Origin of the sequence: Candidatus Hydrogenedens sp. (genome assembly GCA_035378955.1) — a bacterium.
GTDB lineage: Bacteria > Hydrogenedentota > Hydrogenedentia > Hydrogenedentales > Hydrogenedentaceae > Hydrogenedens.
Genome location: DAOSUS010000003.1, coordinates 62688 through 89597 on the forward strand (window position 1 = coordinate 62688; position 26910 = coordinate 89597).

At 35.9% G+C, this 26910-nt stretch carries 24 protein-coding genes; 13 read left to right on the top strand and 11 right to left on the bottom strand.

The features are described 5' to 3' along the window. The first annotated feature begins 19 nt into the window (after nucleotides 1-19). A complete protein-coding gene (locus PLA12_01265; GenBank protein HOQ31119.1) occupies nucleotides 20-619 on the top strand; it encodes an RNA polymerase sigma factor in 600 nt (199 codons plus the stop codon). A 37-nt stretch (nucleotides 620-656) separates the two neighbouring features. After that, nucleotides 657-1163 (top strand): hypothetical protein, encoded by a 507-nt coding sequence (locus PLA12_01270; protein HOQ31120.1) that lies wholly within the window; start codon nucleotides 657-659, stop codon nucleotides 1161-1163. A 4-nt stretch (nucleotides 1164-1167) separates the two neighbouring features. Here PLA12_01270 and PLA12_01275 read toward each other — a convergent pair whose 3' ends face one another. Together PLA12_01275 and PLA12_01280 are read right to left on the bottom strand one after the other, a co-directional pair. Beyond that, a complete protein-coding gene (locus PLA12_01275; GenBank protein HOQ31121.1) occupies nucleotides 1168-2076 on the bottom strand; it encodes a metallophosphoesterase in 909 nt (302 codons plus the stop codon). A 33-nt stretch (nucleotides 2077-2109) separates the two neighbouring features. Next, the gene (locus PLA12_01280) at nucleotides 2110-2286 is read right to left on the bottom strand and encodes a hypothetical protein (GenBank protein HOQ31122.1); all 177 of its coding nucleotides are present in this window, start codon (nucleotides 2284-2286) and stop codon (nucleotides 2110-2112) included. A gap of 138 nt (nucleotides 2287-2424) precedes the next feature. Here PLA12_01280 and PLA12_01285 point away from each other — a divergent pair, with 138 nt between their 5' ends. The 5 genes from PLA12_01285 (at nucleotide 2425) to PLA12_01305 (ending at nucleotide 10092) form a co-directional block, all read left to right on the top strand. Then, the gene (locus PLA12_01285; protein HOQ31123.1) at nucleotides 2425-4155 is read left to right on the top strand and encodes a hypothetical protein; all 1731 of its coding nucleotides are present in this window, start codon (nucleotides 2425-2427) and stop codon (nucleotides 4153-4155) included. A gap of 66 nt (nucleotides 4156-4221) precedes the next feature. Next, a complete protein-coding gene (locus PLA12_01290) occupies nucleotides 4222-4962 on the top strand; it encodes a hypothetical protein (GenBank protein ID HOQ31124.1) in 741 nt (246 codons plus the stop codon). A 21-nt stretch (nucleotides 4963-4983) separates the two neighbouring features. Further along, on the top strand, nucleotides 4984-6315 hold the full coding sequence (locus tag PLA12_01295; GenBank protein ID HOQ31125.1) for a CCA tRNA nucleotidyltransferase: 1332 nt from the start codon (nucleotides 4984-4986) through the stop codon (nucleotides 6313-6315). A 76-nt stretch (nucleotides 6316-6391) separates the two neighbouring features. Beyond that, complete coding sequence (locus PLA12_01300; protein HOQ31126.1) at nucleotides 6392-8695, top strand: DEAD/DEAH box helicase; 2304 nt, start codon at nucleotides 6392-6394, stop codon at nucleotides 8693-8695. 5 nt (nucleotides 8696-8700) lie between these two features. Further along, a complete protein-coding gene (locus tag PLA12_01305) occupies nucleotides 8701-10092 on the top strand; it encodes a ribonuclease H-like domain-containing protein (protein ID HOQ31127.1) in 1392 nt (463 codons plus the stop codon). A gap of 26 nt (nucleotides 10093-10118) precedes the next feature. Here PLA12_01305 and PLA12_01310 read toward each other — a convergent pair whose 3' ends face one another. The 3 genes from PLA12_01310 to ilvD all read right to left on the bottom strand — a co-directional run bounded on the left by PLA12_01310 (nucleotide 10119) and on the right by ilvD (nucleotide 14234). Further along, nucleotides 10119-11525 (bottom strand): DUF2851 family protein, encoded by a 1407-nt coding sequence (locus PLA12_01310; protein ID HOQ31128.1) that lies wholly within the window; start codon nucleotides 11523-11525, stop codon nucleotides 10119-10121. After that, nucleotides 11495-12397 (bottom strand): metallophosphoesterase, encoded by a 903-nt coding sequence (locus PLA12_01315; GenBank protein HOQ31129.1) that lies wholly within the window; start codon nucleotides 12395-12397, stop codon nucleotides 11495-11497. The genes PLA12_01310 and PLA12_01315 overlap by 31 nt, the downstream gene beginning before the upstream one ends. A gap of 163 nt (nucleotides 12398-12560) precedes the next feature. After that, entirely contained in the window at nucleotides 12561-14234 is a 1674-nt protein-coding gene (gene ilvD / locus PLA12_01320) for a dihydroxy-acid dehydratase (protein HOQ31130.1), read from the bottom strand. 95 nt (nucleotides 14235-14329) lie between these two features. Between ilvD and PLA12_01325 the strand changes: the two genes are divergently transcribed. The 5 genes from PLA12_01325 to PLA12_01345 all read left to right on the top strand — a co-directional run bounded on the left by PLA12_01325 (nucleotide 14330) and on the right by PLA12_01345 (nucleotide 19746). Then, a complete protein-coding gene (locus tag PLA12_01325; protein HOQ31131.1) occupies nucleotides 14330-15271 on the top strand; it encodes a GNAT family N-acetyltransferase in 942 nt (313 codons plus the stop codon). Further along, on the top strand, nucleotides 15268-16224 hold the full coding sequence (locus tag PLA12_01330) for a hypothetical protein (GenBank protein HOQ31132.1): 957 nt from the start codon (nucleotides 15268-15270) through the stop codon (nucleotides 16222-16224). Before PLA12_01325 ends, PLA12_01330 begins: the two co-directional genes overlap by 4 nt. An 88-nt stretch (nucleotides 16225-16312) precedes the next feature. Beyond that, nucleotides 16313-17311 carry a hypothetical protein gene (locus PLA12_01335; protein HOQ31133.1) on the top strand — a complete coding sequence of 333 codons (999 nt, stop codon included), beginning with the start codon at nucleotides 16313-16315 and terminating at the stop codon, nucleotides 17309-17311. A gap of 494 nt (nucleotides 17312-17805) precedes the next feature. Next, entirely contained in the window at nucleotides 17806-18480 is a 675-nt protein-coding gene (locus PLA12_01340; GenBank protein HOQ31134.1) for a hypothetical protein, read from the top strand. A 69-nt stretch (nucleotides 18481-18549) separates the two neighbouring features. After that, the gene (locus PLA12_01345; GenBank protein HOQ31135.1) at nucleotides 18550-19746 is read left to right on the top strand and encodes a hypothetical protein; all 1197 of its coding nucleotides are present in this window, start codon (nucleotides 18550-18552) and stop codon (nucleotides 19744-19746) included. 80 nt (nucleotides 19747-19826) lie between these two features. Here PLA12_01345 and recR read toward each other — a convergent pair whose 3' ends face one another. From recR to dinB, 5 genes are all read right to left on the bottom strand, one after another. Continuing rightward, nucleotides 19827-20432 carry a recombination mediator RecR gene (gene recR / locus PLA12_01350; protein ID HOQ31136.1) on the bottom strand — a complete coding sequence of 202 codons (606 nt, stop codon included), beginning with the start codon at nucleotides 20430-20432 and terminating at the stop codon, nucleotides 19827-19829. A gap of 43 nt (nucleotides 20433-20475) precedes the next feature. Continuing rightward, complete coding sequence (gene def, locus PLA12_01355) at nucleotides 20476-20991, bottom strand: peptide deformylase (GenBank protein ID HOQ31137.1); 516 nt, start codon at nucleotides 20989-20991, stop codon at nucleotides 20476-20478. 166 nt (nucleotides 20992-21157) lie between these two features. Further along, nucleotides 21158-22540 (bottom strand): chromosomal replication initiator protein DnaA, encoded by a 1383-nt coding sequence (gene dnaA, locus PLA12_01360; GenBank protein ID HOQ31138.1) that lies wholly within the window; start codon nucleotides 22538-22540, stop codon nucleotides 21158-21160. An 88-nt stretch (nucleotides 22541-22628) separates the two neighbouring features. Continuing rightward, nucleotides 22629-23027 (bottom strand): MazG nucleotide pyrophosphohydrolase domain-containing protein, encoded by a 399-nt coding sequence (locus PLA12_01365; protein ID HOQ31139.1) that lies wholly within the window; start codon nucleotides 23025-23027, stop codon nucleotides 22629-22631. A gap of 338 nt (nucleotides 23028-23365) precedes the next feature. Beyond that, the gene (gene dinB / locus PLA12_01370) at nucleotides 23366-24544 is read right to left on the bottom strand and encodes a DNA polymerase IV (GenBank protein ID HOQ31140.1); all 1179 of its coding nucleotides are present in this window, start codon (nucleotides 24542-24544) and stop codon (nucleotides 23366-23368) included. Nucleotides 24545-24765: 221 nt separating this feature from the next. Here dinB and PLA12_01375 point away from each other — a divergent pair, with 221 nt between their 5' ends. Further along, the gene (locus PLA12_01375; protein HOQ31141.1) at nucleotides 24766-25131 is read left to right on the top strand and encodes a hypothetical protein; all 366 of its coding nucleotides are present in this window, start codon (nucleotides 24766-24768) and stop codon (nucleotides 25129-25131) included. 161 nt (nucleotides 25132-25292) lie between these two features. Here PLA12_01375 and PLA12_01380 read toward each other — a convergent pair whose 3' ends face one another. Further along, complete coding sequence (locus PLA12_01380) at nucleotides 25293-26603, bottom strand: hypothetical protein (GenBank protein HOQ31142.1); 1311 nt, start codon at nucleotides 26601-26603, stop codon at nucleotides 25293-25295. Nucleotides 26604-26910: the final 307 nt, after the last annotated feature.

Here is a 26910-nt window from a genome sequence, read left to right on the forward strand (position 1 = left end):
AACCCCAGGACTTTCGTCTATGACAGATAGAGAAATAATAACTTCCAAGGAGGATATACAGGACAGAGATCTTGTAGAACAGATAAAAAAAGGCAATGAAGAAGCCTTCGATATTTTGACAAAAAGATATTACAATATGGTTTATTTTACATGTATAAAGAAATTATATAATCCGGATATTGCCCGAGAAGCAACACAGGAAGTGTTTATAAAAGTATGGAAAAGTATAAATACCTGTGCGGATGGAACTTATTTTGTTTCCTGGCTCATGACGATAGCCAGAAACCATTGTATAGACATTTTAAGGAAAGAGAAAAATCGTAAAGAACGAGAAATTTCTATAGAAACTTTTGAAAATTCAGATAACCTCTTCCCAAACACCTCCGATTCTTCAAGTATAGATAATAATATCGAATACGAATACTTAAATATTCTCGTTAAACAACTTCCGGAACCCCAGCGTATTGTATTACAAAAAAGATTGGAAGGCTGGAGTGTTCAGGAAATAGCGGATAAATTAAACTGCCCGTTAGGCACTGTTTTAAGTAGATTTTCTTTAGCCAAAAGAAAGATTTATGAGCAGATGAAAAAAATGAATATATCCTTTAAGGAACTTTAATACATAAGGATTAGTGACAAATCACAGGAAAAGAGATATGAAAGACATCAAGATTTTAGGATTATTTGAGGACAATAAAAGGTTAATCAACTGTCCTCAATTTGAAACTGTAGTGGAACAAATTGAATTATCTCAGGGAAAACCTACGCAGGAAGTATTAGCCCACATTCAGAAATGTTCCGATTGTAACGATTATTTCTCTTTTTGGCAGGAAATGGAACAGGTTATTGCCTGGCACAATTCCCAAACAGGTAAAGAAATGATAACGGAATGGGAACAGGTACAATCCATTCATAAAATCAAACAGCGCATTAAAAAAGAACAACACCAAAAAAAATTACTTCTCTGGAGTGTTTTAAGTATTGCTGCTGGAATTCTATTTCTTATGTTAGCTCTTTTTTATTTCATTCCTGCCACGCAGGCTCCTTCCGTTCAAGCAGTAGAACAGCCTGCTCCAACCCAATTACCCTCTTCAGGTTATTCCGGCAATTCTATTCCTTATAATACGGCACCTGCAATAAGAACTTTAGATAAAGACATGTGAGAATTTATTCAAGATTTATAATAAATGTTCGGTCTTCCGTTAGTCCTTGTACCGATTCTCTTCCCGGAATCAATGATTGTTGAGCAAAATTTGTATTGGATAAACCAAAAGTATGGACTTCTATCTTATGGGTATGCACGGAAAACTTTCGAAATTCGATAGGATATTCACACAAAGCAGATGTAGTAATCTGAACAATATTCTTAGAACGGACTACATAATTCATGTGCATGTGTCCTGAAAGAATAATACAGGGACGGGGATGCTTAACCAATAAATCCTGCACTTCTTCTGCATTTGACAAAATACCACTATCCTTATATCCTTCGAATTTACACCTGTCTGGAATCGGAAATAAAGGGGTATGGATGGAAACTACGATTGGATAATTTTTATGTTCTTTTAACTCATTTTCCAACCAATGTAAATGTTCCTTAGATAAAACCCACTGATAACCTTTATGACTTTCTTTCATATTAATAGTATGTTCCGGGTCACGAACGGCATGAACAGAAGAGTCATTCCACTTCCAGCTTACTTCCAGCATACAAAACCGCAAATTTTTATGAGTAAATGCATAAGTAAACGCACCCTCTGGAAGTTCCTTATCAAAACATTTTAATTCTCGTTCCCGAATTTGATGAGTGCTTAAATCATGGTTTCCACCTAAAAGATACAACGGTATCCCCAGCGAATTAAAGAGATTCTTTATTTTTTTAGGAATAATATCGTCTTCACAGGAACAAATATCGCCTGTAATTATGATAAAATCTGGCGAATATGCCGGAACATCCTTCAAAAAGCATTGGAATATATCGAACGATTTTGTAGTAAGAATACGATTATTCCATACTCCATCTGGGTCATAGCCCAGATGTAAATCTGAACATTGAACAAACGCCCATGGTTTCATGCAAAGATTTCCATTTCATATAATAATCTATTTTTAGTCATGAGGCCTTCTATTTAAAACCGCTAAGATTACTCCGATAATTCCCACAATCCAAAAAATCCACACCGGTTGGCTTGATAAAACTCTTAGAGATTCTGGCAAAACTCCCATAAAAATAGCCAGACCTGTACCAAAACCTAAAAGCATTAATAAAACGGCAATAATTGTCATCCGTCTTCCTCCTTAATAAATATCTTCATTTAGAAATTAATAAACATTATAAAATACAATATTTCTAAGTGCAACATATAATTATAATCACAATAAGAAACGATAGTTAAAAGGAATTTTTATAAAGGTTAACTTCATTTGGGTAAAAACGATAAGAAAATAAAAGAATTAGAAGAACAAATAAGACAGTTAACTCAACAACTGGAATCTTTAATTCGCGAAAAAGATATAAACAATCATACAGGCAATGTTTCTGAATATTCAGAGGCAGAATTCCAACAACAAACTTCCCCTATAACACCCTCTATATCCGAAACAACCCAACCTTCTCCTTACAACCCCTTATTGTCCCGAGTTAAATCTGCAATGAAAATAAACTCGAAAGAGGATTTGGAGCAGAAAATAGGTTCTGTCTGGGCAAGTCGAATAGGTGCTTTGTTAGTCATGACGGCTGTGGTTCTGGGTGCAAGAACTACTTTTTACTCTGCCGGTATAGGAATACGAGAAAAAATAATCATAGGTTATACCTTTTCAATTATGCTTATTCTGGGGGAATGGCTGAGTCGCCGAAAAAACATCTTTTCTGAAGTTATCCTGAGTTGTGGATTAACGGGGCTCTATTTTACAACTTACGCCGGGTTATTTATAGAACAAACACATCTATTTCCTTTTTTCCACAAAAGTTATTATTCTCTCCTCATAGGCTTTCCTATACTTTTACTCTGTCTATTTCCTCTTATTTATATTGCTCATAAGAGAAAAAGTTCTACCATTGCCGGGATTGGTCTTTTTCTAACTTATTACACAGTGGCTTTGAGTTGCTATAACGAGCCGAATATAAGAACGCTTTCTTATGCATTACTCACCAGTATAACCATAGCATTTATTACCTTTGTATTCCACCTAATTCATAACTGGTTTTTCCTCTCCTGGACAGGGATTATTGCATCATACGCAACTTATCTTTATGTTTTTCTTTATTTAAATCCTCATACTTATTTTCATATCCCTGAAAAAGCCTATTTTTGGATTTCCTTTTTTTTCCTAACTACCTGTTTTCTTTTGTTTTCCATAACCTGTATTATGGATGCCCGAAAACGAGGTGAGTATCGTAAAGGGATTGCCCCTTTAGTAGGTCTTAATTCGGCTATATATTTTTGTCTTACTTTCTATGCTGTGAGAACATACTATCTACCGTATGAATATCTCTTCCGCACCGGTTTTGTTTTAATGCTTTTAACATTTACTCTCATAGCCCACTTCACAGGACCTCGCAACAACTACATCTTTCAGGTATTTATTATAAAAACAGTAATAATGATAACCCTTGCTATTCAATCGTATTTCTCGGGGGAAAAACTTTTAATAGCCCTTTCCGTTGAATGTCTGGCATTGGCATTGGCTCATAAAAGAAGTGGGTATCTTGTATATCGAGTAATGAATTTCTTCCTTCTTTGGGTCACCTTTTTCTGGGGCATCTCTTTTATTAAGGCCTCGGGAAATGTTTTCCTTATGGGCTATTTTATTCCAACAAACTGGTTTGCAATATGGGGTACATCATTATTTTTATTTGTTATAGCATGGTTCTATGAACATTTTGTTTCCATGCAACAAAATCCTGTTCCGGAGTGGAGTTATGAGATTCACATTTCCAATATCAAGTGGAAGTTTTCCCCCCTATTGATGTCGGTATTACATTCCTGCGTGGCATCATTACTTATCCTTTTACTTACCGTTGTAGATTTTATAGATGACCTTCGTCTCCCTCTTGTTTTAACTACGGAACTTCTCCTATTGTTAGGCATAGGACTTATTTCCTCAACACCCTCTATTGAGTTTAGTGGGGTTCTTTTACTGGTTTCCGCATAAGCATGTTATCTGTTTTATTTTTTTACAAGCCAACAGTCGTTGTATGAACTTCCCTATTTTCTATCTATGAGTTTTCCTCTTGCATTTATATCTTATATTGGTGCTTATGCGTGGGAGAAGTATTTAAATAGAATTCATCACCCTGAGGACGACAATATACATTTTATTCTGTCTATACTTCCTTATATTAGCAGCATACTTATTACCCTCATTGTAATCAATCAAATAACAACACCTCAGATATTTCCAGTCATCGTTTCTTTATTAGGACTTGTTATCTATGTTATTAGCACCTATACCCAACTTCCTTCTTTTTCCGTGTCCGGAATATCTTTAATTTTAACATCCGTCATATACTTTCTTATCTATCTTTCTAAAATTCCGAAGGAATATACCTCTTTGCCTATCTTTCTATTTTCGTTACTTCTTTCTCTTGTTCTCATAATTTCTGAACGCATTAAATACTACAAACAAAAGAAAATCTCCCGAACTGATTTTCCAGATACTATGATTCGCATTATGTTTTTAGGTAGTATAGTACTGATTCATTTATCCTTTGGTTTCGTTTGTATTCCCAAAAATTTTTTGATTTTTTATTGGCTTGCTACAGGTCTGGGTGTCATGTTTTTAGGGATGATTTTAAAGGAATCCCTATACCGCTGGATAGGTTTCTGTGTATTGTTCGTTACCCTCTTACGTACCTTCTTCGTTTTTCAATATATTTCATCAGAAATATATCAGATACTGAGTTTCGCCGTCTCTGCGTTGGTTTTGTTCCTTGTAGGATGGATTTATTCGAGAAATTAAACTTTTAATGAATAAAAGAATATGAACGGGAAAAAAGACAAATATTTATTGTTAGAAAAAGGGGCACGACAAATATGTAGTACCCTTCAAAAAAAAGGCTATATAGCCTATTTTGCTGGAGGTTGTGTTCGTGACCTTTTAATGGAAAGAAAACCAATTGATTATGATATTGCTACTAATGCTATTCCAGAAGAAATACACCGTCATTTCCCGAACTCTATTATGCTCTGGAAACATTTTGGTGTAGTCCGTGTTTTATTACCCGAGGGAGAATATGAAGTAACTACCTTTCGTTCTGATGGTCCTTATCTGGATGGAAGACATCCATCTTCTGTGGTATTTTCTTCACCTCAGGAAGATGCTCAACGGAGGGATTTCACTATTAATGCCTTATTTTTTGACCCATCTACAAATGAAATTATTGATTATGTAGGAGGGCAAGAGGATATTTATCAGGGGATTATTCGAACCGTTGGTAATCCTTATCATCATTTTTCTGAAGACTATCTTCGTCTTTTAAGGGCCGCACGATTTTCCGCCCGATTCAATTTCAAAATTGAAGAAAATACCCTGGAAGCGATGAAAAAACTTCATGCGGGAATACAAAAAGTATCAGCCGAACGGATACGCGATGAGTTGATAAAAATCCTTACAGAAGGCAATCCTTCCTGGGCATTTAAAATTCTTGACCAAACCGGCTTGCTTGTAGAAATTCTTCCAGAGATTTCAGCACTTAAAGGTATTGAACAGGATAAAGAATATCATCCCGAAGGAGATGTTTTATCCCACACATTCTTGACACTAAAATATTTAAAAAATCCATCCTCCGTATTAGCCATGGCTGTGCTTTTGCATGATATTGGGAAAAAACAGACCTTTACTTATACAGACCGTATCCGATTTCCAAAACACGAAGCCCTAGGTGCCCAAATGGCAAAACAAATTATGGAACGATTACGATTCTCCCGTTCGGAAATTGAAGATGTAGCCTGGTTAATAAAAAATCACATGACTTTACTTCAATACCCCCAAATGAGGGAAAGTACCCGAAAAAGATTGTTCAAAAATTCCCTGTTCCCTCTCCTTTTAGAATTGGTAAAAATTGATATTCAGTCCAGTTCAGGAGATTTGTCTTCTATAAAGTCTATAGAAAAAGATTACCAGATATTTCTACAAAATGTTCCTCAATATCAACCTTTACTTCGAGGCAAGGATTTGATTGGTTTAGGTTTCTCTCCGGGACCTCTATTTCGCACCATCTTAAATGAGGTAGAAAATGCCCAGTTTGAAGGAACTCTCAAAACACACGAAGAAGCTATTCAATTTGTTTTACAGCATTGGCAACCCTCCTGATTATTGTTTACATACTTACCAACATTTCTGGCATAAGATTTGTTAAAATGAAAGGAAAGGAAGGTTGTATGTATCCATGAATATTGCTCAGATTATAGACCATTTACAAAATAATTCTTCTTTTAAACAGAACCTGACGGCATGGAAAATCATTTCTGCGGAACCCGCAAGGTATGAGGAATTCCCGGAAGGTCTGGATGAACGGATTATTTCTGCATTAGCATATCGTGGAATCCATCGTTTATATACCCATCAGGCAGAAGCCGTCAAATCGGCCTTCCGTGGAGAAAACTTGTGTATTGTAACACCTACAGCCTCCGGAAAAACCCTTTGTTACAATCTTCCCGTATTACAATCTATTTTGGCTAATCCCAATTCACGGGCATTATATCTTTTTCCTACAAAAGCCCTTTCTCAGGACCAGGTCCATGAACTTAAAGAATTAAATGATACCCTCAAATTAGGTATTAAGACTTATACCTTTGATGGGGATACGCCTACTACAGCCCGACAAGCCATACGCAGTGCAGGACAAATTGTTGTAACCAATCCGGACATGCTCCACACAGGAATACTACCCCATCATACGATATGGATACATTTATTCGAAAATTTGAGGTATGTTGTGATTGATGAAATTCATTATTACCGGGGTGTTTTAGGAAGTCATTTAACAAATATCCTGAGAAGGCTTAAACGAATCGCAAATTTTTACAATTCCAAACCTCAATTTATTTGTTGTAGTGCTACCATTGCCAATCCGAAAGAACTGGCAGAAAAATTAATAGAAGAACCGGTAACCCTGATTGACCGCAATGGAGCTCCTCGAAGTGAAAAACATTTTCTTTTTTACAATCCTCCTGTCATTGATGCTGAACTGGGAATTCGCAAATCTTCTACCAAAGAGGTTACCCGAATTGCATCCCAATTGATTTCTAAGGATATTCAAACCATTATCTTCGCTCGAAGTAGACTTCAGGTAGAAATTGTTACCACCTATCTTAAAGACACCGCTCGCCGAATGAATATTAATGACCAACGTGTTTGCGGCTATCGTGGAGGTTATCTTCCCACGGAGCGAAGGGCTATTGAAGAAGGCTTGAGAAAAGGAGAAATATTGTCCGTAATAAGTACAAATGCACTGGAATTAGGAATTGATATTGGTTCTCTGGATGCTTGTATTATGTTGGGTTATTCTGGAAGCATTTCCAGCACTTGGCAACAGGCTGGAAGAGCAGGTAGAAGACAGGGAATATCCCTGGTTATCCTGGTGGCATCCAGTTCCCCCTTAGACCAATTTATTATCACTCACCCAGAATATTTCTTCGGGCAAAATGCAGAAACAGCCACATTGGACCCTAACAATCTGTATATTTTAACCAGCCATTTAAAATGTTCTGCTTTTGAACTTCCTTTTGTTGAAGGGGAAACTTTTGGTATTGATTCTCATTCCACTCAAACAATTTTAGAATATCTGCAAGAGCAACGGATACTCCATAAAGTAAGAGAACAATGGCACTGGAGTGCGGAGTCGTATCCTGCGCAGGATATTAGCCTTCGGACAGCCGCTCCGGGAAATGTAGTTATCCTCGACAGCCAGAATCATGGGCGGGTTATTGGTGAAGTAGATTATTTTTCAGCCCCTTCTGAAATCTATGAAAATGCCATCTATATGCACCAAAGTGAAACCTATACCATTGAACACCTCGACATGGAAGACCGAAAAGCATACGCTCGTGCTGTAGAAACAGATTATTATACCGATGCAGAATTAAAGGTAGATTTAGGAATTCTGAATATTTGTGAACAAAAGGAAGAACCTTTGCATAGCCGGGTATGGGGAGAAATAAAGGTTACATGGTTGCCCACCATATACAAAAAAATAAAATTTGGGACACATGAAAATGTTGGCTGGGGAGAAATCCATCTTCCGGAACAAACAATGCATACTTTAGGATACTGGATGGAACTGTCTGATGCTCTAATTCAACAGGCGAAAATACCTATAGAAAATCTTGGTGATGCATTAGTATCTCTGGTAAACGCATTACGGCAGGTGGCACCTGTTCAAGTTCTCTGTGACCCTTCGGACATCCGTGCCCATGCTATCTTAAAAGCCCCTATTTCACAGAAGCCTACTCTTTTTTTATATGAACGATATCCGGGTGGAGTTGGATTTAGTGAAAAGATTTTTCATCAGCATTATGATTTAATATCGGCCGGGCTTTCTTTACTTGAAAATTGTTCCTGCAAAAACGGCTGTCCAAGCTGTGTCGGTCCTGCAATCGAGGTCGGACATATGGGAAAACAACATGCCCTGCAATTAGCACGAATTCTAATACAGAGCAAAAAAGAACAACATCGTCTTTTAAAGAATTAACAATAATGGATATGAATAAAGATATTTCGTTAGATAAATTAGCAGAGAAATTGGGATTGGTAAAAGCATCTCAACTTCCTACCCCGGAGGAACCCTCGGAAGAAAAGAAACAACATGCCACAAACCCAACTCTTTCCACAGATACTTTTTCAGAGTCATCAAAAGTTTCGGAAACTTCTTCTTTACTTCAAAAATTGCGTGAACGCCTCGGCATAACACCCGATATACCTACCTCCACCTCTGAAAAGCAATCATTTCCACCCCAAAAAAAACCTATAGGGGGAACACTTATAGGTGGAGGAACAAGTCATTGTCTTTATTTTTCTGAAATATACCCTCATCCCTATACCTATGGCGAGGTTCTTCTATCGGATGCATTAAGGTTCTCCCTACATGAGGCAAAAATATCCTCAGCGGGGAATGAAATAACCGAATTTAATCCAGAAAAAGCGTTGTTTATTGACACCGAAACAACCTCATGTTTTGGAGGAACAGGTACAGTTGCTTTTCTTGTAGGTATTGGATATTTTGTAGGTAATGACTTTCATCTGGAACAATTTTTTATGAGGGATTATGATGACGAACCTGCCCTTTTAACAGCACTGGACGAACGAATTCAAAACGCTTCTCTATTTATAGGATACAATAGTAAATGTTTTGACCTGCCGTTATTGAGAAATCGGTATCGGATGAATCGTCTTCCCTTTCATGGAGAAACGCTATCCCATTTTGATTTGATGCATGTTGCCCGAAGATTCTGGAATCGTCGTTTAAGTGACTGTTCGTTAAATACGGTAGAGCGGTTCATTCTAAATATTCGAAGGCAGGGAGATGTGCCGGGGGCTCTTATTCCTCGATTATGGCTGAATTATATTAATACCGGTCAATCCCACTGGATACCGCGTATCTTAGAACACAATCAGAAGGATATTCTGTCCTTAGCAGGGCTTATGGCATGGCTTGCTCAACGCGTTCAGATTCCTAAAGGACAGGGATTTGAAGAAATCCTGGACCGTTGTGCCTTCATAAGATTGCAAATGAAATGCGGCCATTATTCGGATGTGATTGAAACAGCGGAGGATTTACTCCAGCAAACCGATTATCCAGCCATACGGGCGGAGTGCTGGAAAATACTTTCGGAAGTTTATCGAAAACTCCAAAAGATAGAAGAACGGGAACAAACCCTTATTCAATGGGCGAGGGAAGAAAAAGAAATCGTATTTCCAAAAATTGAGTTAGCAAAACTTTATGAACATCAACAAAAACAATTGGAGCAGGCTTTGTATTGGACAGAACAAGCTTTAGAAATAGAACCGAAAAATACTCAGATTATCAAAAGAAAAGAACGACTTTTGCGAAAAATAAGTTTTACCCAGAATTTAGAGTATCCCGATTGACCCGGAGGAATCCTTTTTGGGATTTGTTAATAAAGTCCTTTTTGCCAGGGACAATCTATACATTGAGGATGAATGGAACAACCTGTTTTGTACCATTGAATTAATGCCTGTTGTTCAAAAAATCTCAGAGACTTCCGTGAAAATAAAAATTCGGCATGTTTCTTCATTCTTTTTAACAACCAGTGATTGTTTTCACCGGGTAAGTGATAATACATATCCCATATTTTTTCTTCTCTTTGTCCCCAGAGTCCTTCCTGAATACTAAACAAGAAAAAGGGAACCCATATATTACCTAATATAGAATACATCCGTTCTCTTCCCATGAGAGCATGTGGGGTCTGATTTCTTTTCATTTCCCAGTTATTATAATAAGACCAATAGTAATGATAGACATAAAACACATTTTCCCAAAAAATCCAGGAAGGGTTTGTTGAGATATAACGATTTGCCAGAGAATATAAAAATTCGGATAGGGAACCTTCTATTTTTGATAAGAAACTTACCATGAAGGCAATTCGTAACGCAGGGTTGGCGTTAGGATATACCGAAGATATGATGTATGAATTATCTTCTTGAAGATTTTCGATAGGAGAACAATCCTGTCCATATTGCTTTCGAATATCTTCCAAAACTAAAGCGTAGGGATTTCTTCGATTTACCCCTGTTTGAAGATATCCTATCGCGTGTAATAAAACAGATTCTAAAATACGCGGATCTTCTTTTAATTGTTCCTTTGCCTTGGGATAGGGAATATATCGTGCCAATTTCAGATATAAAGGGGCATATTTCGTTCCCATTCCCATACCATAGAAAAGAAATTCATAAATAAGTTCGTCAAGGGATACTTCACGGAAACGGTTCCGCATCTGCTCTATCCGATTAAAAACCCGTTGTTGAGCCAGTACGCGAACGAAAACTTCATAATCAAACTGAATATGTTCGAGGCAGGGAGGGATTTCTAAAGAGGAAGTATGTTTGGAGGGCTGAATATTTTCTGTAAAATAAAATTTTTTATCTTGATAAAATAAAGGCAATATTAAGGTTGGTATAGCATGACCTTTGGAAGTAATGGCTGTGGTAAAATTTTTTTCTTGAGATAAAACAATATGTAAAAGAACGCGGTCATATCGGCTATCTTTATGATGTCCGTGTTGATACCAATCCCCCGCTTCTTGATGAATTTCTACATCACCCCGAAAAGCCAATCCATTGATTTCCAGCAAAGCATCTTTGAAATCCGGTCCCCCATACGCATTAGGGTATCCGGGGGATAAAATACGGACCTGATGTCCCTCCTGAGTTTGCCATTCTCTATCCGATGTTATGTTTCTTAACCATGCCTGCTGGATTTCATATTCATGAATCCCCTCCCTTAAAACAGATATTCGGGGTCTTGTATTTTCTACATATATTTCACAGAGACCCGTTGCCATTCACCTTCTTTCCATTCCATCCGTTCACAATGTATCTTTTCTGGAGTTACCTCATATAAGAGATAATGATGAATTTGATGTTCTGTACTCAAACGATTTTCCAACCGTGCACCACCACCTGCTGTTATTGTATATCTTACTCCATCTATAGTTTTTGTTACAAACCCATGCACATGCCCCATAAACACCTCTGTAACATTATTTTCTCTCATCACTTTATAAAATTTTCGTGTATTGCGATGCACCCCCCTTCCTTCCTCTGTCTTTACAAATACAGGAAGGTCTTCCGGGGGTTTGTGCATAACAACATAACGATATTTTACTCCATCTGTTTTCAAATGCTGTTCCAAGAAATCCAATTGTTCTCGTGTAAACGACCCAAACAAATTGTTATTAAAACCGATAAATCGAGCCGGTCCAAAATCAAAGCAAAATCGATCGCACTGATATATTTTTAAAAACGCGGTATATTTTCGGTCAGGTCCCTCTTCATGATTTCCGGGAACAGGAATCACAGGAATAGGATAAATCAACTCTGCCATACGCAAATGATGGGCTAAATATTCTTCTACACGTCCTCTACGGACAATATCTCCTGTCATTAGAACAAAAGAAGGTTTCTTTTCTGCTATGGATAGAATAATATCCCGTGCTACTCGATAATCACCTCTCGTATCCCCAAATACAGCAAATCGAAAATTTCCTCCTTTCATCTGGGATTCTTCTGTTAATCTTTTTATGGCATCTGGAATATTGTGCCTCTGCTTATAAGGTTCTAATTTCTTTAAATCTTCCTCTGTAATGGCTTCTCTCTTTCTACTCCACGGAAATCCCCTTTGAATAAAATCAAACCATTCTCTTATTATTTCCATCTTATAATTACCAATACTTTTTAAAACTCATTAAATTTTTATTGTTAATAAAGAAAATAAAGGACACAGAATATTTTAAAACTTTATCTATTACTTCTGTGTCCTTTTTATATTCATAAAATACCTGAAAAATTGAATTTTTTATCTCTCAAATTTTCAGGGTTTAACATTCAAAAACGGCACCGGTGTCTGCACTCATAACAAATTTTTGGTATCTTTTTAACCATCCTGTAAGTTTACGGTCAGGGGGTGGAGGCAATTGTGCTTTTCTTCGGGCTAATTCTGCCTCATCTACCAATAGATTTATTTTTCGTGCGGGTATATCAATTTCAATCCTATCTCCATTTTGAACCAGGGCTATAGGTCCCCCTGCAGCTGCTTCAGGGCTTACATGCCCTACACAGGCTCCACGGGTTCCACCAGAAAAACGACCATCAGTAATTAGACTTACAGAATTTCCCAAACCCTTCCCCATAATGGCGGAGGTTGGGGCTAACATTTCACGCATACCAGGTCCTCCCTTGGGACCTTCATAACGGATTACTACGACATCTCCGGGTTTAACTTTATCACTCAAAATGCCCGCCATGGCTTCTTCTTCGCTCTCAAAAACAACTGCAGGTCCTGTATGTTTTAATATAGACGGGTCAACACCTGCCTGTTTGACTACAGAACCGTTGGGGGCTAAATTCCCAAAGAGAATCGCCAATCCTCCCGTAGGACTATATGCATTCTCAAGGGTACGGATTACTTCGGTATCTTTTGAACGACAACCCTGAATATTTTCACCTAAAGTTTTCAATGTTACTGTTTTGCAATTAAGATGTAATGCCCCTTCTTTACGAGACAATTCTCCAAGTATAGCCGATATTCCACCAGCACGGTCTACATCTTCCATATGATATTGGGACGAGGGTGAAACTTTACAAATATTAGGAACACGGGCAGAAACTTCATTGATTCGTGCAAAAGGATAATCTACTTCTGCTTCATGAGCTATAGCTAAGGTGTGCAGTACTGTATTGGTAGAACCACCCATCGCCATATCCAAAGCAAAAGCATTGTCAATGGCTTCCTTTGTGATAATATCCCTGGGTTTTAGGTCTGCTTCAATAAGTTTCAAAATCTGGGTACCTGCTTTACGAACCAACTCTTTCCTTTCGGGGGTATCCGCAAGAATAGAACCGTTACCGGGCAAGGAAATACCAATGGCTTCACACAAACAATTCATAGAATTGGCTGTAAACATTCCCGCACAAGAACCACATCCTGGACATGCATTTTGTTCTAATTCCTCTAATTCGGCATCTGTCAATTTTCCTTGTTTGTATCTACCCACTCCTTCAAAAACACTTATTAAATCTACAACCTTTCCATCTTTTAATCGGCCTGCACGCATGGGACCACCCGAAACAAATATAGTCGGGATATTACACCGAACGGCTCCCATTAACATTCCCGGAATAATCTTATCACAATTGGGGATACACACCAATCCATCAAATGGATGGGCTTTTACCATAGTTTCAAGGGAATCGGCTATTAATTCACGGGAAGGAAGACTGTATTTCATACCCCCATGTCCCATAGCAATACCATCATCTACGCCAATAACATTGAACTCAAAGGGGATTCCTCCTGCCTCAATAATGGCTTCCTTAACAATCTGACCTAATACATTGAGATGGACATGACCGGGAATAATTTCGACAAAACTATTGCATACACCTATAAAAGGCTTATTGAAATCTGATGAACTTTTTATCTTACCTGTAGCCCACAATAATGAACGATGTGGAGCTCTTTCAAAACCTTTTTTAAAAACATCACTACGCATATTTTCGTCCCTTTCTTTTAAAGGTTTATATACTTTCGATTTGAAAATTCTATCATATATATAATGATAAAATAAAAGGAAAGGGAAAAAGAAGAATGACATTCATATCCATAAAAAAACTCCCAAAAAATTTTAATCTGTTTTTAAGAAATATTATCCGCAATGAATCTTATTATTTTGGTAAATATATAAATGAATTTCTCCCTTTCTTAAATCCAACGGCTTATAAGTACCTCATGGAGTTTCCCTCTATTGAATGTTTTCAGGATTCTTATTCGAAAGAAAATCCCTCTCTTTTCATGATTGTTTCTTCTAATGACCAAGATACCCGCCGTGAAGTCCTTCTATTAGAGTATCTTAAAAAAGATAATCTGAATGAGTTGGAAGTTTTAATTAAAGAACTTGTTCTCCACTGGAAAGACCATCAAATACAAGAAATTATTTTTGATATTCCGATTCCTATACACCTTTTTTTGGACAGGATTTTATGCCCGTTATCTTTTCGATGTATACCCCGTCTTATTATGGTCAAGGAATTATCGAAAGATGATATTGCTGAAGTTTCGGAGAAAAATATATCCTTCGTTTCTGCTGAGGAAATCCCTTCTGCTTTTCGGTGTTTGCTATCAGCATACCAGCATACGCATTGGAAATATCTTCATCCAGAAGTTCGGAATGAATACGATGGGTTTAAATCTCTGGGAAACCTAATAAGTGCTCATAAGGCTACGGAATTTCCAACGGCTATTCAATACAAATTAAATAATGAATGTATTGGAATTCTTTTAGGAAATTGCACCGGAATACAAAGTTCCTGTCTTATTCATTTGGCTGTCCATCCCTCATACCGACGACAGGGAATTGCTACGCAATTACTTCGAACATGGTATCGTTTAATTCAACAACAAAATATAAAAAACATTTTTCTCTGGACTCATGTAGTCAATCCTGCGTTAAGACTTTACCTGAAAGAACATTTCTGTCCTCTGCACTTATATCCGGCATTTTATTATAATTCTCAAAAGGATTCTTTATGAACATTATTTTTAATAAAATGAGAAACCCTTTCTTTTTACTTCTTTTTTTCTTTCTCCTTTTGATATTGTGGCTCTCCTGGATATTTGTTTCACCTATCTTTTCACGAGCCACGGCATATAAAAAATACATTCAGGAAACTACAACGGGGTATATTATCTTACAACCTTATAAAGTTCAAAAATACATTCGGAAATTAGCCCCTACAGCAACTCGATGGATAAAACAAATACCCCGATTTACATCCTTACAACCCGGACCTATCAGATTAGATTGGTTTCATAATCTACCCCGAGAATTTTCATTACTTTTTGACTATATCCCCGGCACTGGATTTGAAACTCATCTTATTATTCGCGAAAAAAGGAACAGCACTGCTTTTATGGAAGAACTTAATTCCTCTCATTTCTTAAACGAATTTTGTTTTATTAACTGGAGAAGTCCCCTATCTTCTAATATACAACGAGATTTATGGATAAACGAGGGATTTGTTTATAAGAAAACATCCTCAACTTCAATAAACACTTACAAATCCTCTTCCTCTTCAAAATTGTTAAAAAACAAACATCTCCTTGAATTTCTCTGGATAAACCGTGAACAGAATGCCACAGACATTCTTGATAGTCTTGTTCGTTGTTTTCCTCGATTGAACAATGCCTACTTACCCGCATGGCAAAGAGCTTTGAATAATACAGACTGGGTTTATTTTAACTTAAATCTTATAGAAGATAATCTTGTTGCTGGAACCCTCATAATACATCCCATAACTCCTACGGGGACAATGGAGATAAAAGAGGGCATTCTTACCTTTCATGAATGGACACAATCTCAACTTCCATCGCCCATACAACTGGAAATAAATGAAACTACCTCATCAGAGGATTTGAACTGGGAAATTCGTTTTTATGATTTTGAAACACGATTAAAAAGAGCCCTCGGCAATTTTTCGGATTAGAAAAGTTGGAATGTTATTCATAACTTCTGTAAAATGTATATTCACTTAATGTTAACATATTCCAACCCAGAACGGAAGGAAAATACCGATGAGTCCACAATTCAAAAAAGGATGCCTTATTTCAGTTCTCGTGTTTGTGGTTTTATTGATTCTTTTGATAACAATAATTACATGGCAAATTAGTAAAAGTTATGGTTTATCCCGTGCTCCTTATATCCCTATTCCGGATAGTTTTTCTGACCGTGCCACTTGTCAGATAGTCCTTCGGATACCGCCTGCTTCACCCATTTTAGAAAGGGTGCTTCCCTGGGAACAATTGAAAAAAAATACACCCATCCCTCTACCGCAAACAACCATTCCTATGGCTCTTCCTTATGAATTAGGTTTCTGGGCAACAACCGAATTTGCCCGAAACAAGGTTTCGTTTACGCTGGCAATCAATGAAAAACGACTGGGACCTATTGCTTATGAAATTCTTCAAAGTTCCCAACCGTGGAAAAATATTCAACAAATTGAATGGGATAAAAATGGATTACAATTTCCTCAGCGCGGGTATCTGTCTCTATCGGGCTCTATTAAAATTCCCGAAGGTGTAGAAGAACATGTTTTACAAGATTGGAAAATTGAAAACAAACCTATTCAAAAATTAGATTCCCAATCCAAACACCTTTGTGAAATCCAGATGGATTTAACAAACGGAGATTTTCTCGTCTGGACGGCCTGTATCATGAATGCTCAGGGAATCAACTGGGAGGAAGAACTAAAAAACAACAAATTTGCTGGTATGATATATGAAATCGCCAAAAAACTTCGCAAATTAAATATTATTATGGATACTACTCCTACTCCAGATGAAATGGATGTAAAAGTAAGTTTGCAGGCAGAGCCTGAAGCACAGGGACAATTAGAATTCTTCCTTGGAGGAATGGGTTTTCCAATGCTTCAGGATTATTTAAAAAATCAATTTGGAATGACCTTAGAAGGAAAATTATCCTGGGATTCCAATCAAAACGCATTAACAGGTAATTTGAAACTGAAGAATTACGAAAACTTCTTACGAACACAACTGGCATCTTTCATCAAATGAAAATTCCATCATATACATTACTTACACTGTAAAACACTAGTAAAAGATAAAAGGAATTTACATAAGGATTAGATTTAAACTTTTACTAAAAAATTGTTGATAATAAACCACTCTACACTGTAGGTCTAATATAGTAGTTCTGTAAAAAGAAAAAGACTTGATATTTTTATTGTTTATCACTATCAAATATTTACCCCAATTTTTATTTCTCTGTTTAAATTAAAAACAATACTGTCATAACTATCTATAATAATATAATTTTTTAAATTCCTATCGTTTACTCAAATGCTTTTTTATTGATGCAAAAAGTAACATAAATAATACATTCTTACCACTCATTATGTTGTGTAAAAAGGTTGCGGTATTCCCTATTTAAAATCTTCAGATATCACTTGACATGCAAAAAAAAAAATGATAAACTATCTTTAGTTGTCGAGAGATTGTAGATACATTATTTAACCAATTAAAAAAATTTAACAAAAGGAGATTTAACAATGCGTACTAAAAGTTTAATTGCTCTGTTTGTTTTAGTTTTACTACAGGTCACAACAACAATATACGCAGAAAATGAACCACCATGTGGAGTACTTTGTGGTTTGTGTCCCCCTGTTGTTCTAAAATTAGAAAGATGGGCAACCATTACTTACAATGATTTTATGCCGTCTTCCTGGGCGAGTTGTGAAGGAACTGCTAATTGCTGTTCTCCCAGTTATACATGTCAATTATATGTATCTCAAAAAACTGTGTCTGTAGGTACATGGATGTGCGAATCAGGTATTAATTTTGGAATTACATTACCCGAGGGTTTTAGTTTAGGAGCAAACGGTAGTGTATCCTATAACAGTCAGACAACAGTCTCTGTAGAAGCAGGCGTTAAGGCAATTTGCAATTTGCAAAGATGTCAAACAAGTACTTTAAAAGTAGGACCTTATTATCGTTTAATCGTGCGGGAAGTCCAGTGTTATAAAATGTGTTTTAATCCTAAAGATCTCGTTACACCGTGTTCAGAATACCAGACTCCATGTACCGATTTAATGGGTTTTAAAAAATATTCATCGCTTATATATATTTTAGATGCTTGTAAAGTACTTGGTGAATGTGGAATTCCATATTACGGTTCAAGTACCTGTCCTTACTGTGCCAACCCATATAATCCTACATGTCTTTAATATGTAATTGATTTTCTGTTTTTACTTTGAAGATAATACAAACAAATAAAAAAGGAGAATAATACAAGTATGGGATTGGTTGTTTTTATGTTTTTAATTACAGGCATCGGAGATACAGCAACAAATAAATACATTGAGGATTTATTTGTATATTACAGTCAGGTTATGAATAATCCTCAATGCCAAGAAGCAAGAGAGTTAATAAATCAGAATAAATATGAAGATGCATTTAAGTTACTTGCTGAAAATGCAATTAAAAATCCTGAGTTAGAAGTCCCATTTATTTCAGCTATGATTGTCTTAAGGCAACAAATAAATAGTAAAACTGAAGACACAGATAAAAATTCAAGTGAAGAAGATTTTTTAAATAAATATTACACAGTTGCTAATTCAATATTAGATAACATCTCACCTGAATCAAGAAAATTTTTACTTTCAGATTTAGCAGAGATATGTATGATTCAGAATCAACCACAAAAAGCATATTCATATATGGATGAAATGATAAAAGATATAGGCACTGTAGAATCAGACGACTATGCTCTTGCAATGTATCAGTATGCAAATACTGCTATGCTGGCTGGTGAAAATTTAAAAGCCATGCAAATATTAGAGGACTTGAGAAGAAATAGAAATTACTACTCTGAAGGAATTCAAGATAAAGTTAATTTCCAATTGTTTAATATTTACGGAATGTTAGGAAAAACTGACTTTGTTATAAAATTAGGTGAAGAATTGCGTAATAAATTTGAAAAAAAAGAGATTAAGGACTTTTCAGATGTTTCTGATTTGTTAAATGTATTAAAAAATCTTGCTGATGTTTATCTTGAGAGAAAACTCTATGCTGAAGCCAATGAGTTATACGATAAGATAATCGAATTGTTAAAAAAATACAAAGTCCCTGAGGGAGATATAAGAAAAAGTTATTTTTCCCAATTATTGTTAGATGCAGAATCACGAAAAAATATGGCAATGACAGGTATGGGTTTGAAACCTAATACCCCTATTATGTCCGAAAAAGAGCTATTTCAAGAATTGAAGAATAAAGACCCCAAACTTGCTGAATTATTTAAAAAGAACATGGAAATAATAGATTCTACATTGAAAGAATCCGAACAAAACACAAGTGCTCTTTCTCCAGAGATAACTAATAATAAAACAGAAAAGAATAATTTTTTATTGGGATTAATTGTTGGAATTATAATAACAATTATATTTTTCGGTGGTACTATCTACATAGTATTAAGAAATAAGAGGAAAAAGTAATTACAGGTTATCTTCCTCAGTATAAATAATCTTTCCACTCTTTGCATTTATTTATATAGAAAGATTTTAATTGGTATTGTTTACCCATCTAAAGGTTTGCGACCTTCAAGAGCCTGTCTTAATGTGTAATCATCTGTTAGTTCCAAACCGGCACCCATAGGAACACCGTGAGCAATCCGTGTAATTTTTATTCCTAAAGGTTTAAGTTGGTGGGCTATATACAAAGCAGTAGCCTCTCCTTCATTCGTAGCACTCGTAGCAATAATAATTTCTTTAACCTTACGGCTCATCACTTTTTGAAATAATCGTGAAAGACCTAATTCCTCCGGACCAATCCCATCTAAAGGACTTAACAATCCATTCAGAACATAGTATTTCCCCCGATATCCCCCTGAACGCTCTATAGCCATAACGCCTGAGGGCTTTTCGACTATACATAGCAAATCCCCATCTCTCTCGGTGGAAACACATATAACACAGGGGTCTGTATCACTAAAATCCTGGCATTCGGAACAACGCTTTATCTGTTTTCTAATTTGGGATATAGTCTCTACAAAGGTATGAATTTCTTCCTCTGTAGAAGATAATATATGTAAGGCATATCGTTCTGCTGTTTTTTTCCCTACCCCCGGTAATGTTCGAAAGGCATTTAGCAAATTATCAAAAAGTTTATTATTCAGTAACATAAAAAATAGACAAATATATTGCTTATTATGCTAATGGAGAATATTAACCCTGCTGTACTTCAGACAACAGTTTTTTGCGAATCTCAAACCATTCTTGATATTTTTCTTCACGAGTAATAATATCAATTCGGTCTAAAAAGACTATTCCTTGTAAATGATCATATTCATGTTGAATAATCCGTGCTAAAAAGTCTTCGGCTTCAAATTCTAATTTCTTACCCCGAGGACTATATGCCTTTACTTTTATACGCGACGCACGAGGGACAACTGCATAAATTTTAGGCAAACTCAAACATCCTTCTTCACCTTCAATGCGTTCCCCTTGAAGAATTAAGGTAGGATTAATAAGACACATAGGCTTACTTTCGGGTTCATGAACAACCATAATTTGCTTGGAAACGCCTACCTGAGGACCCGCTAATCCCACTCCTTCATAGGCTATCATTGTTTCAAACATATCTTGAGCTAAATCCATCACATCCGATGTTATACGGTCAAAAGGTTCTGCGACAGATGTTAATGGGTCATCGGGGTATAAAACTAAATCTAATATCGCCATCATCAAATCCTTCTTACTTAATGGGTTCAAATTCTAAAAAACAAACCTTTATTAAAATTCATAAAAATTGCTATATTATAGCATATTTATCTTTTTAAGTCAATAACCACTTGTATAATTAATTTTATTCCACTTTTTCAAGTTTTTTAGTCAATATTTCCTGAATTTATTCACCTTTTAATTTCTTTAATAACGATTCTATCATTCGATAGGTTTCACCTTTCTTTTGCAGTTCCTGTTCTACACGCTCACAGGAATGTAATACAGTAGTATGGTCTTTTCCTCCAAATAATTCACCAATATAACTCAGGGAAAGACTGGGTATTAGCAAACGACATAGATACATACCGATTTGACGGGGCAAAACATATTGTTTTTTACGACATCTTCCTTTCAAATCAACCAGCCGCACATCAAATGACTCTGCCACAGCACGAAGAATAGATTCGGGAGTAATGGTAGAAACATTACTTCGGTCTTCTATATCTCGAACTACCTGTTCTGCTTGTTCTAATGTAATTTTGTTATTTCCCCGAAGTTTCATCAAAGCAATAACCCCGGTTAATGCCCCTTCTAATTGACGGACATTGGAAGTAACGGAACGGGCTATATATTCTAAAATAGCATCTTCTACTTCATATCCCTTTTGCATCATTTTACTTTTTAATATGGCTACCCGTGTCTCAAAATCCGGAGGTTGTATATCCGTTACCAGTCCCCACTCGAACCGTGAAACAAGACGACTTTCTACACCGCGTATTTCTTTAGGGCTCCGGTCGGATAAAAGAACTATCTGTTTATGCTGGTCAAATAATTCATTAAAAGTATGGAAAAATTCAATCTGGGTGGCTTCTTTTTCAGCAATAAAATGAATGTCGTCAATCAGTAGAATATCTACTTTCCGATACTTTTCGCGAAAACGAGATTGACTTCCTTCCGAAATGCTCATAATCAATTCGTTGGTAAATTCTTCGGAGGTTACATACATTACTTTTTTCGAACTATCCCTACGAAGTAACTGATGTCCGATTCCCTGCATCAGATGGGTTTTACCCAATCCCGTCATACCATAGATAAACAGTGGATTGTAATTTCGACCCGGGCTCTCCGAAACGGCTTTTGCTGCCGCATACGCAAACTCATTTCCATGACCTACAACAAAATTTTCAAAGGTATAGTTGGGATTTAATCTCAATCCCGCAGGAATTCTATGATTTTTTCTTTCTACATTTTCCTCTGAAAATTCCTTTACAGGCTTCGCAATATCTTTTCGAATCTCTGTCTTTGCATTGTTATCCGGCTGAATACAGAAATCCACCGGAACCTCTTTCTGGAAAACTTCATAAATAGCGTTATTTAATACCTCTCCGTACCGTTCCCGCAACCAGGAAAGAAAAAATTCATTGGGAACAGAAAGAACCATACGCTCGCCATTAAAACCATTGAAAGATACATGAGAAAACCAATGCTCACAAACTTGAGGTTCTAACATATCCTCAAGACGACCTAACACTTGAATCCACAAAGATTCTTCCGTTTGAAAGGACATATTTTCTTTCCTTACATAATTTATTTTTTTTTATTTATTAAAAATTTTTATTTCGTTGATTTAGTAATGTATAAAGATATCACGCCACCTACTCCTCCTGTTTCACCTTTGTCCATAGTGATTCCAAATATTCGAGTCGTTCTCCTGGAGACTCCGGAAGAACGGTTACCAATGACTGAACTTTTTCCCAACGCCTCCGAAATGTCTCATAAGAAAGAGAGAGACATTCCATAGGGTCTAATTTTAAATACTGAGCCAAATGTAATGAAACTAAATATAAATCCTCTATTTCTTTCTTTAATTTTCCTACATCCTGAGCATTTATTTCTTGCTCGATTTCATCCAATTCTTCTCGAATTTTATTTAAGATACCGATAGCATCGTTCCATTCAAATCCAAAATCGCTTGCTTCTTTTTGTATTTCCAACGCTTTGTATAATAACATCGAAGAATAATTAATATCGTTTATTTCACCATGTAAATTCATCAAAATGCCTTCCTAATCTAAAAATCGTTTTCTTCAAATTTATTCTATTCACCCGAAAGCTCCCCAGAGCCCAAAACTCTCATTTAATTTTAATGAAACTAAAAGATAAATATAACATGTAAAAAACAAAAATTCAAGAAGGCTTTTTTTAATTTTACAAGTATTTATTTAACAATAATTTAAAGAAGAGAATCCCATTACTTTTTCAAATGATTTAATATAAATATATAAAAATATAATATGATATATATAAACATATATAACTATATTTATAGTTATATATGTTTTGATAAATATAAATAGTTATTAACAGATTCTTAATGGTTGCAGAGAAATTCTTAATGATTTGTAGATATACCTAAAGCAGACGCCCAGTGAATAAGTGAAAAACCGTAATGCGTTCTTAAAACATCTACACACTTTAAAACGCGTCGCATTTTTTCTTCCCGTGAATAGTAGAATAGGTTCCCCTGTTTTGTTTGTATCTCTAATTCTGAAAGGATAATTCCTACCAGTCGTATCTGGTATTTCCGTTCCTGGGCTTTTTTAATAAGAGAAGGTAATACCGATATAAAATCACTATCCAGTATCGTAGCGGAGGGGAAGGAAAATGAAAATGTTTTTGTAATGAAATCTGAATAACGAATTTTTAAAGTTATCCTTCGGGCTTTCATGTTTTTTTGTCTCAATTCATAAGTACATGCCTCTAACAGTTTCACTATTTGTGGAATAATATCTTTCCAGTAGATTAAATCGTTATCAAAAGTAATTTCCCTTGAAATTACACGAGGATTATCTGCATAGCCTATCCTTTCTACATCACGGCCTCGTGCCCATTGAAAAATGTGGAAGCCATAACTCAGACCCAAATTTTTTTCTAACTCTTCCAAAGAGAGTTGCCAAATTTGACCTATTGTATATATACCTAAAAAATGAAAAACCTGTTCGGCTTTAGGTCCCACACCCGGAATACATCGAACAGGTAAGGGAGATAAAAATTTCAATTCTTCCCCTGGAGGAACTGATAAATAACCGTCTGGCTTCGCTTGTTTTACCGCCATTTTTGAAACAATATAAGTGGATGCAATTCCTACAGTACACGGTAATTTCATTTTATCTCTTAATGTCTTTTTTAATTTTAGTGCCAATTTATCTTCAGAACCAAACAAATGGATACAACCTGTAATATTCAAGAATGATTCATCAATAGAAGCCACCATAACTTCCGGAGCAAAATTATGGAGATGATTTACTACCTGTTCTGAAGTATATACATACTTTTCATAATCGCCAGGAACTAAAATAGCATGGGGACATTTCCTTCGAACCTCTCCTACAGGCATACCCGCTGAGATTCCATATTCTCTTGCTTCATACGACGCAGAGGAAACAACTCCCCGTGGACTATCTACTTTAGTTACTACAATTAGAGGTTTCCCTCGAAATTCAGGATGTTCCGCCTGTTCTACTGAAGCAAAGAAGGCATCCATATCCACATGTAGTATTCGTGGTTTCATTCGTAAATCTCCTCTATTATATAGTGAAAATATTTTCACTATATAATTATAATCTTTCTTCTTCCTCTTCTCAAATTTTTGGGAATAAAAAAATTCCTAAAAAAATAAAAAGGGTAATTTGGAGGTTGAAAATGACCCTTCGGTTGCGATATTCTTTTCGCTACTTCATAAAAAATTGAAAATAGAAAAATAAAACAAACATCAGGAAAGTGTCTTTTTCTATGCCCACTATTAAATATATTTGTCCTCAATGTGGAAAAAAATTTGTAGAATGGGGCGCTCAAAAATTTAATTTCAAGTGTCCCAATTGTCATGATGTCCAATTAGAACGGATTGGTATCAGCAGTGACCAGATTACCACCACACCCAAAATACGAAGGAAACCGCGACTTGTTGAAGATGAAGGAGACATTGAGTTCCCAGAAGGTTATGCTCAGGAAGAAGAAGTAGATGATTTTGGGCTTCCTGATGTTCCCATTATAGAGGATGAAGAACTTCCTATTGAAGAAGAGGAACTTCCTCCAGAAGAAATTCTTCCTGATGAAACGGAAGTTATAGAAGAAGATTTAGACACTGAAGAAGAATAGTGTTCTCAAACAGAATATTGTATTTTTCCAAATCTTTACGAGTTGACACCTTTATAAATTTTAAATTACCCTGCTTCGTTTAATTAAATATTTCAAGCGTATGAATTTTGTTTTCTAATAGTAGTGAGTAATTATAAAATTATAGATATGCAATGAAGTATTTACTTTTCCTCACTTCCCTGTAATTCAGGCTTTAAATATAAGGTATAAGCAGGGTCTAAACGCATGGATTTTTTCTGTTTCACCCAACCGACAATCTGTATAGACAGCCATTCCGCTCCGTATTTGAACCCGAATTTTTCCCAAACTTTTACTACACCATACCAGAATGCTAATACCAGAACAATAAAGGGAATGATATATAACGGATTTTTAGGGAATTCTGCTGGAGAACCAATCGCCCACATATAAATCCGCCCCAAACTCACAGCAACCGGTCCCTCTAATAAAAATATAGTCAAAGCCACCATACTAATCCTACGAAGGGCTGTTGTATGTTTCATCCACCATTCTCTTTTGTCTACACCCGTATATTCCATAATCCCAATTAAATAAGCAGCCAGCATAAGCATTAAACCGACATCCAGTATCTGTATCTTAAAAGGAAGGGGAGATTGTGCAAATTCTACCGGTTTTAATCCATAAGTTCCCATCAGACACCCCGCCAACATTACGAAAGAAAAACCTAATCCAAAGCCATAACCGCGTATCTTTGACAACTCTATCCGTTCGGATAAGGCAATTCCAAATACAGCTCCCAGATAACCGTATGCCATATTGGGAAGTGGACCTAATGCAAATTTTAATAACCATGCCAGTCCCCATCGTTCTTCCTGTATTGCCTGATGGAAAATATCATCCAATGCATGGTGTATCGTTGGGGAAATAAATAACAAAGTTAATGCAATACCTGTTAAAATTCGGAAAGTATATCTACGGTCGAACAACTCGCCTGTCCGCCATAACGCGTATAAAGTTAGATGGAGGAAAAATAAACTTATACCTATATTCCCTAATGCGTCTGTATAAAAAAGAATATCTATAGAAAAATCCGGTGCACTTCCTTTCCAGATAAATCCTGTTATTAAGGTTTCATAAAAACGACCGTTAAATGGCATACGATGATGGAAAAAAGTCATGTTGATGAAAGAATAACAGATGAGAAGAAAAGAATTGACCAATCCACCCAGAAGCAAACGATTTAATTCAGGGGTAATGCGTGATGTATCTTTATATTTCAATAGATTTTGATGCATGGTATAGGCATGAGCTGTACCGGATAACATAACAAAAATAGGAGCCCATGTCGCTAAAATAACCAGAGGTGCAAATATAATAAATATCCACGGATTAGCGTTTTCTATAGATTGAGGATTGTTGTTATATACAACCGCATTGAACGCATGGAGCCACAAAATATAAACAATAAAAAAGCCTCTTAAGCAATCAATATACATCAATCTTCTTTTCACTTCTTTGTCCCTTTCTTGTCATAAGATTTACAACTATAAACTTTATTTATAAATACAAATAAATTGAGGTTTTATTACATAATCTTTCTTATTTTTTATCAGCCCGTGCAATCCTTTTATATGTTCCTAATATAAATAGAAATACAATTTCTATCAAAAAAAATTCTCTTATCCAGATTCTTATTCATTATTTTGAAATATACTGAATGCTATTTAGATATAATACGAAGTTAGATTGCAGACTGTGCCATTGTAGATAGCAAATCATAAGAGAGGGAATAAGATATTAAATAGAAAAGGGGAAAGG